17 protein-coding genes and 1 tRNA gene are annotated in these 16,459 nt (G+C 72.4%); 8 read left to right on the plus strand and 10 right to left on the minus strand.

Features of this window, described 5'->3' with window-relative positions:
* Nucleotides 1-58: 58 nt before the first annotated feature.
* Entirely contained in the window at nucleotides 59-859 is an 801-nt protein-coding gene (locus tag ACWC24_RS15035) for an ABC transporter ATP-binding protein (protein ID WP_450663241.1), read from the minus strand.
* A 427-nt stretch (nucleotides 860-1,286) separates the two neighbouring features.
* Between ACWC24_RS15035 and ACWC24_RS15040 the strand changes: the two genes are divergently transcribed.
* The 3 genes from ACWC24_RS15040 to ACWC24_RS15050 all read left to right on the plus strand — a co-directional run bounded on the left by ACWC24_RS15040 (nucleotide 1,287) and on the right by ACWC24_RS15050 (nucleotide 3,809).
* Nucleotides 1,287-1,369 (plus strand) — tRNA-Leu (locus tag ACWC24_RS15040).
* A 141-nt stretch (nucleotides 1,370-1,510) separates the two neighbouring features.
* Nucleotides 1,511-2,686: a 4-hydroxybenzoate 3-monooxygenase gene (locus ACWC24_RS15045; RefSeq protein ID WP_450663242.1), complete on the plus strand. Its 1,176-nt coding sequence runs from the start codon at nucleotides 1,511-1,513 to the stop codon at nucleotides 2,684-2,686.
* 214 nt (nucleotides 2,687-2,900) lie between these two features.
* Complete coding sequence (locus ACWC24_RS15050; RefSeq protein WP_450663243.1) at nucleotides 2,901-3,809, plus strand: Bax inhibitor-1/YccA family protein; 909 nt, start codon at nucleotides 2,901-2,903, stop codon at nucleotides 3,807-3,809.
* 127 nt (nucleotides 3,810-3,936) lie between these two features.
* Here the strand turns inward: ACWC24_RS15050 and ACWC24_RS15055 are convergent, their stop codons facing one another.
* Nucleotides 3,937-4,167 carry a DUF4287 domain-containing protein gene (locus ACWC24_RS15055; RefSeq protein WP_450663244.1) on the minus strand — a complete coding sequence of 77 codons (231 nt, stop codon included), beginning with the start codon at nucleotides 4,165-4,167 and terminating at the stop codon, nucleotides 3,937-3,939.
* A 103-nt stretch (nucleotides 4,168-4,270) separates the two neighbouring features.
* On the opposite strand from ACWC24_RS15055, the gene ACWC24_RS15060 reads away from it, so the two are divergent.
* Nucleotides 4,271-4,582: a hypothetical protein gene (locus ACWC24_RS15060; protein WP_450663245.1), complete on the plus strand. Its 312-nt coding sequence runs from the start codon at nucleotides 4,271-4,273 to the stop codon at nucleotides 4,580-4,582.
* 21 nt (nucleotides 4,583-4,603) lie between these two features.
* On the opposite strand, the gene ACWC24_RS15065 is transcribed toward ACWC24_RS15060, so the two are convergent.
* From ACWC24_RS15065 to ACWC24_RS15075, 3 genes are all read right to left on the minus strand, one after another.
* The gene (locus ACWC24_RS15065) at nucleotides 4,604-5,386 is read right to left on the minus strand and encodes a hypothetical protein (protein WP_450663284.1); all 783 of its coding nucleotides are present in this window, start codon (nucleotides 5,384-5,386) and stop codon (nucleotides 4,604-4,606) included.
* A 364-nt stretch (nucleotides 5,387-5,750) separates the two neighbouring features.
* The gene (locus ACWC24_RS15070) at nucleotides 5,751-6,971 is read right to left on the minus strand and encodes an acetyl-CoA C-acetyltransferase (RefSeq protein WP_450663246.1); all 1,221 of its coding nucleotides are present in this window, start codon (nucleotides 6,969-6,971) and stop codon (nucleotides 5,751-5,753) included.
* Between the two features lie 295 nt (nucleotides 6,972-7,266).
* The gene (locus tag ACWC24_RS15075) at nucleotides 7,267-8,322 is read right to left on the minus strand and encodes an SGNH/GDSL hydrolase family protein (protein ID WP_450663247.1); all 1,056 of its coding nucleotides are present in this window, start codon (nucleotides 8,320-8,322) and stop codon (nucleotides 7,267-7,269) included.
* A gap of 149 nt (nucleotides 8,323-8,471) precedes the next feature.
* On the opposite strand from ACWC24_RS15075, the gene ACWC24_RS15080 reads away from it, so the two are divergent.
* Nucleotides 8,472-9,860: a cystathionine beta-synthase gene (locus tag ACWC24_RS15080; RefSeq protein WP_450663248.1), complete on the plus strand. Its 1,389-nt coding sequence runs from the start codon at nucleotides 8,472-8,474 to the stop codon at nucleotides 9,858-9,860.
* Nucleotides 9,861-10,228: 368 nt separating this feature from the next.
* Here the strand turns inward: ACWC24_RS15080 and ACWC24_RS15085 are convergent, their stop codons facing one another.
* Complete coding sequence (locus ACWC24_RS15085) at nucleotides 10,229-10,651, minus strand: ATP synthase subunit C (RefSeq protein ID WP_450663285.1); 423 nt, start codon at nucleotides 10,649-10,651, stop codon at nucleotides 10,229-10,231.
* 277 nt (nucleotides 10,652-10,928) lie between these two features.
* Here ACWC24_RS15085 and ACWC24_RS15090 point away from each other — a divergent pair, with 277 nt between their 5' ends.
* From ACWC24_RS15090 to ACWC24_RS15100, 3 genes are all read left to right on the plus strand, one after another.
* Nucleotides 10,929-12,470, plus strand: a complete 1,542-nt coding sequence (locus ACWC24_RS15090; protein WP_450663249.1) for an aromatic amino acid ammonia-lyase — start codon at nucleotides 10,929-10,931, stop codon at nucleotides 12,468-12,470.
* The gene (locus tag ACWC24_RS15095; RefSeq protein WP_450663250.1) at nucleotides 12,467-13,339 is read left to right on the plus strand and encodes a MurR/RpiR family transcriptional regulator; all 873 of its coding nucleotides are present in this window, start codon (nucleotides 12,467-12,469) and stop codon (nucleotides 13,337-13,339) included. Before ACWC24_RS15090 ends, ACWC24_RS15095 begins: the two co-directional genes overlap by 4 nt.
* A 104-nt stretch (nucleotides 13,340-13,443) precedes the next feature.
* Entirely contained in the window at nucleotides 13,444-14,043 is a 600-nt protein-coding gene (locus ACWC24_RS15100) for a hypothetical protein (RefSeq protein ID WP_450663251.1), read from the plus strand.
* A 75-nt stretch (nucleotides 14,044-14,118) separates the two neighbouring features.
* Here ACWC24_RS15100 and ACWC24_RS15105 read toward each other — a convergent pair whose 3' ends face one another.
* The 4 genes from ACWC24_RS15105 to ACWC24_RS15120 are packed head-to-tail and all read right to left on the minus strand — an operon-like array spanning nucleotide 14,119 to nucleotide 16,448.
* The gene (locus tag ACWC24_RS15105) at nucleotides 14,119-14,493 is read right to left on the minus strand and encodes a hypothetical protein (RefSeq protein ID WP_450663252.1); all 375 of its coding nucleotides are present in this window, start codon (nucleotides 14,491-14,493) and stop codon (nucleotides 14,119-14,121) included.
* A 20-nt stretch (nucleotides 14,494-14,513) separates the two neighbouring features.
* The gene (locus ACWC24_RS15110; protein ID WP_450663253.1) at nucleotides 14,514-15,179 is read right to left on the minus strand and encodes a roadblock/LC7 domain-containing protein; all 666 of its coding nucleotides are present in this window, start codon (nucleotides 15,177-15,179) and stop codon (nucleotides 14,514-14,516) included.
* A gap of 46 nt (nucleotides 15,180-15,225) precedes the next feature.
* Complete coding sequence (locus ACWC24_RS15115; protein WP_450663254.1) at nucleotides 15,226-16,044, minus strand: transcriptional regulator; 819 nt, start codon at nucleotides 16,042-16,044, stop codon at nucleotides 15,226-15,228.
* Nucleotides 16,041-16,448: a hypothetical protein gene (locus ACWC24_RS15120; RefSeq protein ID WP_450663255.1), complete on the minus strand. Its 408-nt coding sequence runs from the start codon at nucleotides 16,446-16,448 to the stop codon at nucleotides 16,041-16,043. The genes ACWC24_RS15115 and ACWC24_RS15120 overlap by 4 nt, the downstream gene beginning before the upstream one ends.
* Nucleotides 16,449-16,459: the final 11 nt, after the last annotated feature.

Here is a 16,459-nt window from a genome sequence, read left to right on the forward strand (position 1 = left end):
GGGTTGTCTCAGTCCAGGGGTACGAGGGTCGGGGAGCGTCGGGAGGCCGTGGCCGGAGTCAGCTCGCCCGGCCCTCGGTGTCGGAGCCGGCGCTCCGGCGGCTCTTGCCGGGGAGATTCCGCATGAGGTCGAGCACCGAGTCCGCGGTGGGCTCGTACACCTCGTCGACGATCCGTCCGTCCGCCAGGAACACCACCCGGTCCGCGTACGCCGCCGCCACCGGGTCGTGGGTCACCATCACCACCGTCTGCCCCATCTCCCGCACCGAGTTGCGCAGGAAGCCCAGCACCTCGGCGCCGGAGCGCGAGTCGAGGTTGCCGGTCGGCTCGTCGCCGAAGACGATGTCCGGCCGGGAGGCCAGCGCGCGGGCGACGGCGACCCGCTGCTGCTGTCCGCCGGAGAGCTGGGAGGGCCGGTGGCCGAGCCGGTCGGAGAGCCCCACCATCCGGATCACCGAGTCCAGCCACTCCTTGTCCGGCTTGCGGCCCGCGATGTCCATCGGGAGCGTGATGTTCTCCAGCGCCGACAGCGTCGGCAGCAGGTTGAACGCCTGGAAGATGAAGCCGATCTTGTCCCGCCGCAACTTGGTGAGCTGCTTGTCCTTCAGGGAACCCAGCTCGGTCTCGCCGATGCGCACGGAGCCGCTGCTGAAGGTGTCCAGACCGGCCACGCAGTGCATCAGGGTGGACTTGCCGGAGCCGGACGGCCCCATGATCGCGGTGAACTCGGCCTGCCGGAAGTCGACGGAGACCCGGTCGAGGGCGACCACCTGGGTCTCGCCCTGTCCGTAGATCTTCGACAGCTCCGTGGCGCGCGCTGCCACGGCGGTGCTCCGGCCGGCGACGGGGGTGGTGGTCACGGGAAGGGTGCTCCTTGCGGGGAAGACGGTGCTCCGGGGTGCCGGGTTCCGGGGATCCGGATCCGGGTTCTGGGGATGTACACCATCGTCCTGGCCGCCGGGCGCGGTGGAGTCAGCCGCTGTTCCGGTTCCGGGGGCAGACTTCCGGCGGACCGCACCGCGCGGTGTCATACCTGGGGATGACGGCCGACCCTGACGGCGCTGACCTGGATAACGGGTGGGGCACCCTTGTTCGGGCGGTGAAATTCCGTCATTCCGCGTACACGCCCGGGCTGCGCACGCGAGGCTACTGGCAAGTGCGGACGGCCAATTCCCTAGGCTGATGATCCCTCAGCCATCAATAAAATAAGACAACATCGGTTCGCCCAGCGGCTGTTCGAGGTGTGTGCCCCGATAGGCTCGGGGTCTCGACGCGGAGCCATGGCCTGCCCGGATGGTGGAACGCAGACACGGCGAGCTTAAACCTCGCTGCCCCTCGCGGGCGTACCGGTTCGAGTCCGGTTCCGGGCATCTCCGACGTCGACCGTCTCCCCATACGACCGTTGACAGCGGCTGTCCGCGCGCGCAGACTCACAGGCGAACACGGTGAAGAAAATTTCACCAGACGAACAAGCGCGGAAACGGCGCGGAACAGACCGAAGGGAACGTCCGATGCGCACCACCGTCGGGATCATCGGCGCCGGGCCGGCCGGCCTCCTCCTCGCCCGGCTGCTGCACAACGCCGGCATCGACTCGGTCGTCCTGGAGAGCCGCGACCGGGCCTACGTCGAACAGCGGCAGCGGGCCGGGATCCTGGAACAGGGGACGGTGGACGTGCTGCGCGCGGCCGGGGCCGGGGAACGCATGGACCGCGAGGGCCTGCCGCACGACGGCATCGAACTGCGGTTCGCCGGGCGGCGGCACCGGGTGGACTTCCCCGCTCTCACCGGCGGCCGCTCGGTGACGGTCTACGCCCAGACCGAGGTCTGCAAGGACCTCATCGCCCTCCGGCTCCGGGACGGCGGCCCGCTGCTGTTCGAGGCGGAGGCCCTCGCGGTCGAGGGCGCCGACACCGACAGCCCGCGCGTCCGCTTCCGGCACGAGGGCGCCGAGGACGTCCTGGAGTGCGACTACGTCGTCGGCTGCGACGGCTTCTGGGGGGTCGCCAGGAAGGCGATCCCGGCCGAGCTTACCCAGGTGTTCGAGCGGACGTACCCCTTCGGCTGGCTCGGCATCCTCGCCGACGTCGCCCCCTCCCACGACGAGCTCGTCTACGCCCGCCACGACCGCGGCTTCGCCCTGCTGTCCATGCGCTCCCCGTCCGTCTCCCGGCTCTACCTCCAGGTCCCGGCCGGCACCGACACCGAGGAGTGGGGCGACGAGGAGATCTGGGACGAGCTGGAGCGGCGCTTCGAGACGGCGGACGGCTGGCGCCTGGAACGCGGCCCGATCACCCAGAAGTCCGTCACCCCCATGCGCTCCTACGTCCACGAGCCCATGCGGCACGGCCGGCTCTTCCTCGCCGGGGACGCCGCCCACATCGTGCCGCCGACCGGGGCCAAGGGGCTGAACCTCGCCGTCGGCGACGTGGTCACCTTCGCGCGGGCCCTGACCCACCGGCAGGAGACCGGCTCGGAGGAACTCCTCGACGCCTACTCCGCCACCTGTCTGCGCCGGGTCTGGCAGGCCGAGCGGTTCTCCTACGACATGACCACGATGCTGCACCGCGTCCCCGGCGCCACTCCCTTCGAGGACCGCCTCCAACTGGCCCGGCTGGAGCGGATCGCCGGGTCGCGCGCGGCGGAGACCGACCTCGCCGAGGGCTACACCGGTTTCCCGTTCGGGTGAACGCCCGCCGGGAGAACGGCTGATCTCCGACCGGTTCCGGGCGTGTCGCAGCTTGGTCATGAATGCGGCCCTCCACCCCTGGGAATCAAGGACCCGCGTAGCGTGTTGCGCAGCACGACGAGGGAAAGATCCTTCTCAGGCAGTAGGGTCAATCCTTTGCCTACCCATTACTCTTGGAGCCAAGGCCCACGCAGAGTGGCCATGGAGGAGTGAAATGAGGAGCAGAAACCCGGTCTTCTCGCGACGGGGGTTCAGCCGCGACAACGGCTACGCGGGCTTCAACACCGCGCCGCAGGCCGGGGGACCCGCAGTCGGCACGCAGGCGAACCCGTACGCGCAGGGCAATCCTTACGCCCAGCCGTCCGGCAACCCCTACGCGCAGAACCCGTACGCGCAGCAGGACCTTCAGTACGGCGCGCCGCAGGCCCCGGTCACCACTGGCCGGATGACGATGGACGACGTCGTCCTGCGTACCGCGAGCACCCTCGGCCTGCTGGTCGTGACGGCCGCGCTCTCCTGGGCGCTGCTGCCGGTCGACAACGCCAACATCAACCGCTCGTACGGCATCGGGATCGTCGCCGCGCTGGTGGCGATGGTGCTGGCGTTCGTGCAGTCCTTCAAGCGCAGGCCGTCGCCGGCCCTCATCCTGACCTACGCGGGTCTCGAGGGTGTCTTCCTCGGAGTCGTCTCCAGCATCGTCGACAACCGCATCGCCAGCGGTGCGGCCATGCAGGCCGTGCTCGGCACGATGGCGGTCTTCGCCGGTGTGCTGGTCGCCTACAAGGCGGGCTGGATCCGCGTCAACCGCCGCTTCTATGGCTTCGTGATGGCGGCCGCGCTCGGCTTCATCCTGCTGATGACGGTGAACCTGCTGTTCGCGGTCTTCGGCGGCGGTGACGGCCTCGGCTTCCGCAGCGGCGGCCTCGGCATCATGTTCGGCATCATCGGCGTCATCCTCGGTGCCTGCTTCCTCGCCATCGACTTCAAGCAGGTCGAGGACGGCATCACCTACGGCGCCCCGCGCGAGGAGTCCTGGCTGGCCGCCTTCGGCCTGACGATGACGCTGGTGTGGATCTACATGGAGTTCCTGCGGCTCATCGCGATCCTCAACAGCAACGACTAGCAGCCGCCCGGCCGCGACGCGATGTCGCGGCCGGGCGTGGAAGGGCCCCGGGTTCGCCCGGGGCCCTTCGTCGTGTCCTGCGTGATTGCGCGGCCGGGACCTGCTCCAGGGCCTGTCGTTCGCGTCCCTAGAGCAGCTTGCGCGCGGCCCTCCTCAGGTCGTACTCGTGGATGATCGCCTTGGCGTGCCCGTACGCCAGGTCGTACTCGTGACGCAGCCAGCTGACCTTCTCCTCGAAGCGGAAGAGGGACGGGCCTTCGTCGACGGTGCGCAGCCAGTCGGAGACTTCACGACCGGTGCAGTGGGGGATGCGGGCGAGCATGTTGCGATGGGTCTCCTCGGAGAGGACGTGGGACATCGGCGCCTCCGGACGCAATGGGGTGTGAGCCGGTCCTTCACGTCACCGTGCCTGAGCGTTGGCGTGTTGGCAACAGTGCCGGTACGGCGCGTAGTCTCGCGACGTGGTTGATACGACGCCCCTGACCCGTGCCGTGGATCACTTCGCCGACCTTCTGCGGGCCGCGCCCCAGAGCCGGTTGCAGCGCAGCGCCGCCGCCGCGGCACTGGAACTGGCCCGCGAGTTCGCGCGGCGCACCCAGAGCGTGGAGGAACCGGGCACCGAACCGCGGGAGATGCCGGACGCCGGGATGTTCGCCGTCGCCGATCAGATCACCGTCGCCGGGCACGATCTGGCGGTCGTGCTGCGCAGCGAGGCCGAAGTCGCCGAAGCGGTGGGGCTGGTGGAGGAGGCGCAGAGCCGGGCGGGGGTGTGACGGTCCCTCGGAGTGGTTTCCTCAGAGGGACGCTATGACACGGTCCGCCAGGATGTAGACGGTCTCCTCGCCGCAGGCGAAGGTCAGGGTGTAGGCGCCCGAGATGCCCGAGCCGCCGAGCAGGACCGGGACCTCGCCCGCGCGCAGCGCGGCGGCCAGGCGTTCCGCGGTCTCGCGGTGCCCCGGGGTCATGCAGAGAGTCGTGCCGTCGGCGAACACGTAGACGTCGAGGGTGCCCAGCGGACCCGGGCGGACGTCCGTCAGCTCGACGCCGGAGGAGGCCAGTTCCTCCAGGGCGGCGACCGTGCGCTCGTGGTCGTTCACGACCGGGGACTGGACCGGTACGAAGTCGGGGTGCGAGGGGTGCCGGCGGCGGGCCGCGGCCAGTTCGGGGGACTCCCCGGCGAACTCGTCCGCGTCGGCGCCAGGTTCGGCCACCGGTTCGAGCGACTCCAGGCCCGCGAAGTCGCTCTGCCGGGGCAGGAACAGCTCGCTGTCCGGCAGGCCCAGCAGGGAGGGGGCGTCGGAGCCGTCCCGGGCCTCCTGGGCGGCCCAGAAGGCGCGCGCCTCGGCCAGTTCGCGCTCCCGTTCCTCGGCGAGCGCCTCGGCGACGGCCGCGCGTATCTCATCGGCGTCGGCGGCGTGACGGGCGGCGGGGACCAGACCCCGCGCGGCGGCCGCGTTGCCCCGCGCGATCTCGGTGTGCAGGGCCGCCACCTGCCGGCGCAGCACCATGAGGGTGCGCAGGACGGCGACGCCCACGGCGCCAGTGGCGACCGTGGTGAGCAGCAGGGCGATCGGCATGGCGCTCACTGACGTACTCCCGGTTCAAAGTCGACCCCCGACTTCCTACATCAGCTTGAAGGGTGGACCATCCAGCTGTCAGTGCGTAACGTCACGAAACGGGCAGGAATCTACCCCTGAGGTTTCCTGGCGAAACGTGCCTGACCTGCGGAGATGCCTCGCCCGAGCGAGACAGGTCACATCCTGGGTGAGATTGGATCACAAAACGGCCCGGAACCCGGGCGGTTTCCGGGTTCCGGGCCGATGCGTGACGCAGGGTCCGACGGCGGCTACCGACAGCTTGCCGAGAGCCTCCTGTGGCGCGTGTTCCGGCGCACGATCCGGCGCGTGCCGGTCGTCGGCCGGGCGTGCGCCGGGTGTCGTGTCAGCTGAGGCGCTCGATGACCATGGCCATGCCCTGGCCGCCGCCGACGCACATGGTCTCCAGGCCGAACTGCTTGTCGTGGAACTGGAGGGAGTTGATCAGCGTGCCGGTGATCCGGGCGCCGGTCATGCCGAAGGGGTGGCCCACGGCGATGGCGCCGCCGTTGACGTTCACCTTGTCGAGGTCGAAGCCGAGGTCGCGGTAGGAGGGGATCACCTGGGCGGCGAACGCCTCGTTGATCTCGACCAGGTCGATGTCGGCGGCGGTCAGCCCGGCCCGGCGCAGCGCCTGGTTGGAGGCCTCGACCGGGCCCAGGCCCATGATCTCGGGGGACAGGCCGGAGACGCCGGTGGAGACGATGCGGGCGAGCGGGGTCAGACCGAGCTCGCGGGCCTTGGTGTCGGACATGATGACGAGCGCGGCGGCGCCGTCGTTGAGCGGGCAGCAGTTGCCGGCGGTGACCAGGCCGTCGGGGCGGAAGACCGGCTTGAGGCCCTGGACGGCCTCCAGGGTGACGCCCGCGCGCGGGCCGTCGTCCTTGCTGACGACCGTGCCGTCGGGCAGCGTCACCGGGGTGATCTCGCGCTCCCAGAAGCCGTTCTTGATGGCTTCCTCGGCGAGGTTCTGCGAGCGGACGCCGAACTCGTCCATGTCCTGGCGGGTGACGCCCTTCCAGCGGGCGAGGTTCTCCGCGGTCTGGCCCATCGCGATGTAGGCGTCCGGGACGATGCCGTCCTCGCGCGGGTCGTGCCAGGTCGTGCCCTCCTGCTGGGCGACGGCCACGGTGCGGGCCTCGGCCTCGGCGAAGAAGGGGTTGTGCGTGTCCGGCAGGCTGTCGGAGTTGCCCTTCGCGAACCGGGAGACCATCTCGACACCGGCCGAGATGAAGACGTCGCCCTCGCCGGCCTTGATCGCGTGCAGCGCCATGCGGCTCGTCTGGAGGGACGAGGAGCAGTAGCGGGTGATCGTGCAGCCGGGCAGGTGGTCCATGCCCATCTGGACGGCGACGATACGGCCGAGGTTGTTGCCCTGCTCGCCGCCGGGCAGACCGCAGCCGAGCATCAGGTCGTCGATGTCCCGGGGGTCCAGCTCCGGGACCTTGGCGAGGGCCGCCTGGATGATCGTGGCGGTGAGGTCGTCCGGGCGCAGGTCCTTCAGCGAGCCCTTGAAAGCGCGGCCGATGGGGGAGCGGGCGGTCGAGACGATGACGGCTTCGGGCATCACGGCTCCAGAGACGGGTACGGCAAGGCGGACTGTCTGGGAAGTTACCCGTACGTATGGTCCAGGTCACGAGAGTTGCGATGTGACCCTGACCGCAGTTTCCAAGCGCTTGCTTTTCTGTTTGGGGTCATCCGAGGTCGGACGGGGTCGTCCGAGGCCCCGGGGGTCCCGGGTTTGCCGAAGTCACCGGGTCCGCCCGACGGCGACAGGCGGTGGCCCGGTGGCGGGCGGGTGGCGGCGGGTGGCGGCGGGTGGGACCGCCGGGGCCGGTCCGGGGCGGCGGGACCGGTGGTGGTCAGCCCGGATCGCCGAGGGGTGTCCGGGGGCGGTCGGGGGTGTCGACGGGTGCCGGGGCCGTCTCCGGGACGCGCCGGCGCCTGCGGCGCTTGAGCAGGGCCCAGGGGCCCCGCGGACCCGTCGGCATCGCGGCCGTGACCTCCGTACCGGCCTCGGACGCGGCCTCGGCCGCGGCGCGGGCCACCGGCAGGAAGCCCTCGCGGCGGGAGGCGTCGGGGCGCTCCTCCTCCGCGGGCCACAGACCCAGCGCGGCGCAGACCGTCGGCAGCAGCGCCATCGCGGCCGTGGCGTACCCCTCCGCGGAGGGGTGGTAGTTGTCGGGGCCGAAGAGCTCGCGCGGGTTCGCCGCGAACTCGGGGCCCAGCAGGTCGCCCAGCGACACCGTCCGGCCCCCCTGCTCGACCGTCCCGATCGTCTGCGCCGCCGCGAGCTGGCGGGAGGCCCGCCGGGCCAGCCAGCGCAGCGGCTGCTGCACCGGCTCGATCGTGCCCAGGTCGGGGCAGGTGCCGACGACCACCTCCGCGCCGGCCGTGCGCAGCCGCCGTACCGCGGAGGAGAGATGACGTACCGATCGGGTCGGTGGCATCCGGTGGGTCACGTCGTTCGCGCCGATCATGACCACACAGACGTCGGGGACCTGGTCCGGCCCCGTGAGGACCAGCCCGACCTGGCGGTCCAGATCGTCCGACTGGGCGCCGGGCTGCGCCACGTTGCGCAGCACCACCGGGCGTTCCGCCACCGCCGACAGCCCCGCGGCGAGCAGCGCGCCCGGTGTCTGGCCGGCCCGGTGGACCCCCTGGCCCGCGGCCGTGGAGTCGCCCAGCATGGTCAGGAACAGGGGCGCCTCGCCGGGGATGTCGTAGACATGGCCGTAGCGGCCCTCCGCGCTCGGGACGCGGGGGCGCACGCCGTTGCCCACCTGGCGCCGGGCCAGCTGGACCTCCGCCAGCAGCAGACCGACGGTGGCGGCACCGGCCAGGCCGATGCCGCCACCGCCGTACGCGGCCCCGGCCGCGATACGGCGGGCCACCCGCGCCCTCGACATGTTCGTCATGTGTCGCCGCCACCTCCTCGTAGCCGTACAACCACTCCTTGCCCCGTACGGACCGTCGGCCAATCGCAACCAGGCGTGAACGTCCGCGCCGCGCCGTAGGCTGGCGGAACCACTTCGACCACATCTGTTGCAAGCGACCGGAGACAACGGTGCAATTCCACGACTCGATGATCAGCCTCGTCGGCAACACCCCGCTGGTGAGGCTCAACAACGTGACCGAGGGCATCCAGGCGACCGTCCTGGCCAAGGTTGAGTACTTCAACCCGGGCGGATCCGTGAAGGACCGCATCGCCCTGCGCATGATCGAGGCGGCGGAGAAGAGCGGCGAGCTCAAGCCCGGCGGCACCATCGTCGAGCCCACCAGCGGCAACACCGGTGTGGGGCTCGCGATCGTGGCGCAGCAGAAGGGGTACAAGTGCATCTTCGTGTGCCCCGACAAGGTGTCCACGGACAAGATCAACGTGCTGCGCGCGTACGGCGCCGAGGTGGTCGTGTGCCCGACCGCCGTGGACCCCGAGCACCCCGACTCGTACTACAACGTCTCCGACCGTCTGGTGCGCGAGACGCCGGGCGCCTGGAAGCCCGACCAGTACTCCAACCCCAACAACCCGCTCTCCCACTATCACTCGACCGGCCCCGAGCTGTGGGAGCAGACGGAGGGGCGGATCACCCACTTCGTGGCGGGCGTGGGCACCGGCGGCACCATCTCCGGCACCGGGCGCTACCTCAAGGACGCCAGTGACGGCCGGGTCCAGGTGATCGGCGCCGACCCCGAGGGGTCCGTGTACTCCGGCGGCTCCGGGCGTCCGTACCTCGTCGAGGGCGTCGGTGAGGACTTCTGGCCGACCGCCTACGACCGGAGCGTCGCCGACGAGATCGTCGCCGTGTCCGACAAGGACTCCTTCCAGATGACCCGTCGGCTGGCCAAGGAGGAGGGCCTGCTGGTGGGCGGTTCCTGCGGCATGGCCGTGGTCGCCGCGCTGCGCGTCGCCGAGCGGCTCGGCCCGGACGACGTCGTGGTCGTCCTGCTCCCCGACAGCGGGCGCGGCTACCTCAGCAAGATCTTCAACGACGAGTGGATGGCCGACTACGGCTTCCTGGAGGACACCGGCCCGAGCGCCCGGGTCGCCGACGTGCTCAGCCACAAGGCGGGCGGCACCATCCCCTCCCTCGTCCACATGCACCCCGACGAGACCGTGGGCGAGGCCATCGAAGTGCTGCGCGAGTACGGCGTCTCGCAGATGCCGATCGTGAAGCCGGGCGCCGGTCACCCGGACGTCATGGCCGCCGAGGTCGTGGGGTCCGTGGTGGAGCGGGAACTGCTCGACGCGCTGTTCACCCAGCGCGCCTCGCTGGAGGACCCGCTGGAGAAGCACATGTCCGCCCCGCTGCCGCAGGTCGGCTCCGGCGAGCCGGTCGGCGACCTGATGTCCGTCCTGGGCGGCGCGGACGCGGCGATCGTCCTCGTCGAGGGCAAGCCGACCGGTGTGGTCAGCCGTCAGGACCTGCTGTCCTTCCTCGCCAAGGGCGGAAACTAGCGGACCTGCGGTGAACAGGCGGGATGCGCGGCGGACCTTCGGCCGCTCGCCGAGAAGACGGACTTCGCGGAAGTGGTACGAGCGTGTCACGTACACGCAGCACACGCTTAACACGAGTCCGGCACATTAGGGGGTGTCGGCAGGGCGGGAGCGGCTCCCCGCCCCGGCCGGCACCAAAACGGCGTCACGGATTTTCGGAGCGGCTCCCGGACCTCCACCGACGCCCAGGACGCGATCCCGGCCTGACCCGGCACGCGTCCCTCGCGGGGACCGCCGTCGTCCCGCCCCCCGGCAACGGGGGTGCGGCGGTCCCCGCGCACAGCCTTTTCCGGCCGATGCCGTCCTTCCGTGGGGCGCTCGCGGTCCGGTCAGTCCTCCCAGTCGCTGTCCCCGGACGGCCGGCGGCGGCCGAAGAGGCCCGGGTTGGAGCGGACGGCCTGGACCGCGTTGACGCCGACGATGCCGACCCAGGACACGATCAGGCCGGGCAGATGCGCGGTGCCCGCGCCGATCGCGGACAGCGGGACCGCCAACACCAGCGAGACGATGCCGAAGCCGAAGCGCTCGCCCCACGAGTCCGTGGGCCTCGGGGAACGGGAGTTGCGGGCCATGGTCATCTGCGCCTCGGCCAGATGACGGCGCACCCGCCGTTCGACCGCGCCGTCGATGCGCTGGTCCACCTTCTCCAGGAAGGAGTCGACCAGTGCGGACTCGTACTCCTCGCCCAGTTCCCTGCGGGCGTGCAGGGTGGCGTCGAGTTCCTTCTTGAGGTCGGCGTCCCGCGCGTCCATGATCGTCTCCATTCCCGTCATGGGATTCACGCTAGGCAGCGGGCGGCCCCTGCGCACTGGGGGTAGCCCCCGTCTTCCGCCCGGGTCCGCACCCGGAGCCTGGGCCGGGTCCGCACCCGGGTCCGGGGCCGGGAGCCGCGCCCGGATCCGGGTCCGCGGCGGCCCGGCGAGCCGGATCATGAGACGCGCCTTGCCCGGCTGTATATCGTCATGCAGAGTTCATGGTGTCTGAATAGGTTGAAGTCCGGATCGAGGGTTGAGGGGAGCTCGGGTCCTTATGTCGTCTCGGACCGTGGAGGCGCCGGACGTGCCGGACGTGCCGGACGCGCATGCGGTGCACCCCGGGTCCCCGGACCTCGTGGTCCTCGACGGGACCGGCCTCGGCGTCGACGACGTCGTCCGCCTCGCCGACGGGAGCGCGCGGCCGGTCCCGGCGGGCGCGGCGATGCGGCGGGCCGAGGAGTCCTGGACCGCCGCCCGGCAGCTCGCGGCGACCGGCCGGGTGTACGGCCGCTCCACCGGCGTCGGCGCGAACCGGAACGAGACGGTGCCCACCGAGGCCGCCGCCGGTCACGGCATGCGCCTGCTGCGCAGCCACGCCGGCGCCATAGGCGAGGAACTGCCGGCCCGGCAGGTACGGGCGATGCTCGCCGTACGGGCCAACCAGCTGCTGGCGGGCGGCGCCGGACTGCGCCCCGGCGTCGTCACGGCGCTGTGCGAGGCGCTGGAGAGCGGCGCCCACCCGGTCGTCAACGAGTTCGGCTCGGTCGGCACCGGTGACATCGCGCCGCTGGCCCAGCTCGGCCTCGCCCTCGCCGGGGAACACCCCTGGCGCGGGACGGGCGCGCCCGCCCCCCTGCCCCTCGACAACAACGACGCGCTGGCTCTGATCAGCAGCAACGCCCTCACCCTCGGCCAGTCGGCGCTCGCCCTGCACGAGCTGCGCGGGCTGATCGAGGCCACCCAGGTGGTCGCCGGGCTGTCCCTGCTCGCGGTCGACGGCTCCCACGAGGCGTACGCCGCCCCCGTGCACGCGGCCCGCCCGCACCGGGGTTCGGGCGAGGTCGCCCGCCGGATGCGGGAGCTGATCGGCGCCGCGGACCGGCCGGCGCCTCCGCTCGGCCGGATCCAGGACCCGTACGGCTTCCGCTGCCTGCCGCAGATCCACGGCCCCGCGCAGGACGCGGCGGACGCGCTGGAGGAGGTGCTCGCGATCGAGCTCAACGCGGCCGCGGAGAACCCCCTCGTCTCCCCCGACGGCATGGCCGCCTACCACCACGGCGGCTTCTACATGGCCCAGCTCGTCCTCGCGCTCGACCACTTCCGGCTGGCGGTGACCCAGGTGGCCCGGCTGTCGACGTCCCGGCTGTCCAGCCTCAACGAGCCCGCCTTCACCCGGCTCAAGCCCTTCCTCGCCGACCAGGAACCCGCCTCGTCCGGGGTGATGATCCTGGAGTACGCGGCCGGGGCCGCCCTCGGTGAGCTGCGCGCCTGCTCGGCGCCCGCCTCGCTCGGCCACGCCGTGCTCTCCCGGGGCGTCGAGGAGCAGGCGAGCTTCGCCTCGCTCGCCGCCCGCCAGACACTGCGTGCCTGCGACGCGTACCGTCTCGTCGTGGGCTGCGAACTCGTCGCCGCCGTACGGGCGTTGCGGCTGCGCGACCTGCGGCCCGAACCGGGGCTCCCGGTGGGCCGGGCGCTGGCGATCGCCGAGTCGGTGCTCGACGAGGACATGGCCGACCGGCCGCTCACCCGGGACGTGACGGTCGCGGCCCGGCTGCTCGACCGGTTCACGCAGATCTGGAGGGAGAGCGAGCGATGACTGCGGACACGAGCGCGGACAGGGACACCGGCGGACCCGACAGCCCCGCCGCACGGCTGCAGGCGCTCTTCGAGGGGCACCGGCTGACGCCGACCCAGCGGCGCATCGCGCACAGCATGGTGCGGCGGGCCGCCGACGTGCCGTTCCTGTCCAGCGTGGAGCTCGCCGAGCTGGCCGGGGTCAGCCAGCCCTCCGTCACCCGCTTCGCCGTCGCCCTCGGCTTCGACGGCTACCCCGCCCTGCGCCGCCATCTGCGCGAGGTCGCGCCGGCGGAACAGCCGGCGGGCTCCCGGGCGTACAACGAGTACCAGCAGGCCGTCGAGGCGGAGATCGAGAACCTGCGGCACCTCGCGGAGGTGCTCGCGGACCCGCGGCCGGTGCAGAAGGCGGGCCGGCTGCTCGCCGCCAGCCGCCCGCTGCCGGTGCTCGGGCTGCGGGCCGCCGCGTCCCAGGCCTACGGCTTCGCGTACTTCGCCGCCAAGGTCCACCCGGACGTACGGCTGGTCCACGAGGGCGGCACGATGATCCACGACCGGATCGACGCCGCCGTACGGGCCGGGGCCACGACCCTGCTCTGCTTCGCGCTGCCGCGGCACCCCCGTGAGGTCCTGGACACCCTCGCCTATGCGAGGGAGGCCGGGCTGACCGTCGTGACCGTCGCCGACTCCGCGTTCGCACCCGTGGCCAAGGTCTCCGACCTGCTGCTGCCCGCCGCGGTCGGCACCGGGCTGGCCTTCGACACCGCGTGCGCGCCGATGCTGCTCGGCCGGGTGCTGCTGGAGGCCATGTGCGACGACCTGCCCGACGCGCAGACCCGCCTGGAGGAGTTCGACGCGCGGGCGGCGGCACGGGGGCTGTTCGTCGAGTGAGCCACGGCCCGGGGCCGCCGGCCGGTGCTCTCAGACTCGTCTCACGTTCGCTCGCTAGCGTGTCCGCACTTGCAGAACTGTGCCGGTGGCGAGGAGGCGTTGACGTGGCACGCGGAAGTCAGGGGCGCGGAGGCCAGGGGCTGGCCCGGGTGGCCGTCGTGGTGCGGGCCGGAGCGGCGCCGCTGTGCGGCGCCGGAGTGTTCGCGGCGGGGGTCGGTGTTCTGGTGCCGGGCTTCACCGGCCGCCGGATCGGGGTGATGGCGGGGGCGGCGCTGTTCCTCGTCGCGGCCGCCGTGGTCTCGTACGCTCGGCGCGGGCGTTACGGAGCTCTCGCCCGCGGTGCCGCCCGGGCCGGCCGGCACGACGTGCTCCAGGACCGTGCGGTGACCGTGCGGAACTGGCGCCGCGCCCACCGCTGGTGGCTGCTGCTGGCCTTCGTGGCCGCGCTGGGCAGCTCCCTCGCGGTGCCCGCCGCCGGCGGGCTGCTGCTGGTCGGCGCAGGTGTCGGGCTGCGGCTGAAGGCCGCCTGGCTCGGGCGGCGCGAACGGGCCGAGGACATGCTGCTGTGGGTACGGGTCGACTGGCTCGACGCGCGGGGAGGACGCCCGGCGGGCCCGGCCGTCAAGGGCTACCGCGGCACCGGCATCGCGGCGGGCGACGCGGCCCCGGGCGGGGCACGGCGCCACACCGCGGTGCCGGTGTAGCCGGTCGTTCACAAGGGCCCGGACGTCCGGGTCGGGAGGACCGGACTCGGGAGGTCCGGTCCCGGACGCCCGGGATCAGACCTCGAGGTCCTCCTCGATCTTCTTCAACTGGTGGCGGGCCATCGCCAGGTTGGCGCGCTTGGCGTCCAGCACCAGGTACATGAACAGACCGTTGCCCCCACGTCCGCTGATCAGCCGGATCAGGTGGTACTGGTCGGACAGGGTGATCAGGATGTCCTCGATCTGGGCCTTGAGGCCCAGATGTTCCATCGTGCGCATCTTGGCGCGTACGACGTCGGTGTTGCCCGCGGCCGCGACGTTCAGGTCGAAGCCCTTGCTGCCGCCCATCGTGCCCAGCGCCATCCCGCTGGTGTAGTCGACGAGCGCGACTCCGGTCGCGCCCTCGATGGACGAGAGCGCCTCTTTGAGCGTGGTCTCGGTGTTGGCCATGACTGAGTCTCCTCGTTCTCTCAACTATCGGTGGTGGTACGCGCGTTGCTGGTGGTGCGTGGCGCGCGAGGGGTTCTGGTCCGGGCGGCGGACTTGGCCGGCGTCTTGGCCGGCGTCTTGGCCGGTGTCCTGGGCGCCGACTCGGGCCGTGTTTCGGCCGGAGGCCCGGTCGACGGTTCGGCCGGAGGCCCGGTGGGTCCGGTGGGCGCTCCGATGGGCTGTACCACCGGAGGCCTGTCGGGGGGCGGGGGAGCGGCCGGGGCCGAGGCGGCGGGCGGCAGGGCGGGCACGGTCCGGGGCGCGGTGGCGGACGCCGTCTCCGCGTCGACGAGCTCGCCGATCCGGATCCCCGACCGGCGGCCCTCCAGATGCAGCCGGCCGACGTTGACACGGTCCTGGGCGAGCAGCGTCAGTACGGCGCCGCGGCCAGCCGGGTACGCGGCGACATAGCCGTACACCCCGCGCACGAGCAGCTCACGGAACTCGCCCTGGCCGGTCGCGTCCGACAGCCGCGCCACGACGCCGAGTGCCGTGGCGGTGAGCGCGGCCACCGTCTCCGGCGCCACACCGGGGGTGTCCTGGGCGAGGACGTGACCGTCCGCGCTCGCCACGAGGGCGCCGGTCAGCTGGGGCACCCGGGCCCTCAGCCGGCACAGCTCCTCTCGTATGTCGGGCTCGGCCGCCATCAGCTCTCTCCTTTCGGCACGGGGTCGCTGTCGCGGGCTCTGCCGCTCAAAGGGCCTCCAGCGCATCCCTGAGCCTCTTCAGCAGCGTGATGTCGGGATCGGACACGGAAAGGACCGAGGGGACGGGCGGGGGCACCCGGACGGGCGGCGGCTGGGGCGTCACCAGCCCGGCCGCCGCCAGCCGCCGTACGTCCACCAGCGTGTGGAACGCCTGTCTGCCCAGCTCACGGGCGATGTCGGTCGCGGTGCGCACACCGTTCACCAGGGTGAGCACGGCCGTCTGGCGGGCGGTGACCGCGGGCGCCGCCGCCGGGGCGACCCGGACCAGCGGTGCGCTGTCGGCCAGCGGATCCGGCCACACGCGCCGCAGCAGCTCGCGCCTGCGGAGCGTCTCGCGCTCCACGACGTCCACGGTGACCGGGCGCACGGCCCCTGGCTGGTGCCCACCCCCGTAACGGAAGCGGCCCGGGGTACTGCTCGGCGCGAGGGCGAAGTAGGCGGCGTCGAACAGCGCCCCCAGGTGACACAGTTCCAGCGCGCCCTCGGTGAGCCGGCCGCGGTCGGCCACCAGCCGGACCGCGTCGGGTCTGCTGCCGGTCTGGGCCAGCGCCTCCTGCCAGGCCGTGGCGTCGAGCGGGCCGTGGGTGGTCAGGAGCACGTCGAAGCCGGGCGCGTGCGGGCTCTCGGCGTGCACCACCTCGCCCTCGGTGAGGTGGAGCGTGCCGTGCTCGCGGACGAGGACGCCGGTGGCCCGCTCGGCGGCGAGCCGGGTGAGCATCGGCGAGAGGCCGCCCGCCCCCTCGTGCGCCGCGGACCGGTCCCGCACCGGCAGCCGGGGCGGCGGAGTGGTGCCGATCACGGTCATCCGAGCACCAGCCGTCCGGCCATCTCGCCCAGCCGGATGCGGGCCAGCGCGAGGTTGCCCTCCGCGCGGGCCAGCCACACGTGCAGGAACACGCTGCTGTCGAACGGCGTGGGCACGAACCGCAGCAGGTGGTAGCTGTCGCGGTTGCTGAGGATCAGATCCTCGACCGGCAACGCCGTGGCGCCGCCCGGTGCCCCGGCGCCGCCGTCGCCCGGCGCGAACGCCCGGTGTTCGGCGGCCAGCCGGGCCAGCTCCGCGGCCTCGACGGCGGCCGCCTCGTGGTCGCCGCCCGGTGACTCCCCGACGACACCCAGGGCCAGCCCGCTGGTCCAGTCGACCAGTGCCGCGCCCCGGGCGCCGGGCAGCCGCATCGCTTCCAGTAGGCACTCGTCGATTCCGGGCACCGTCGCTCCCC

The sequence above is a fragment of the Streptomyces sp. NPDC001443 genome (assembly GCF_053597355.1).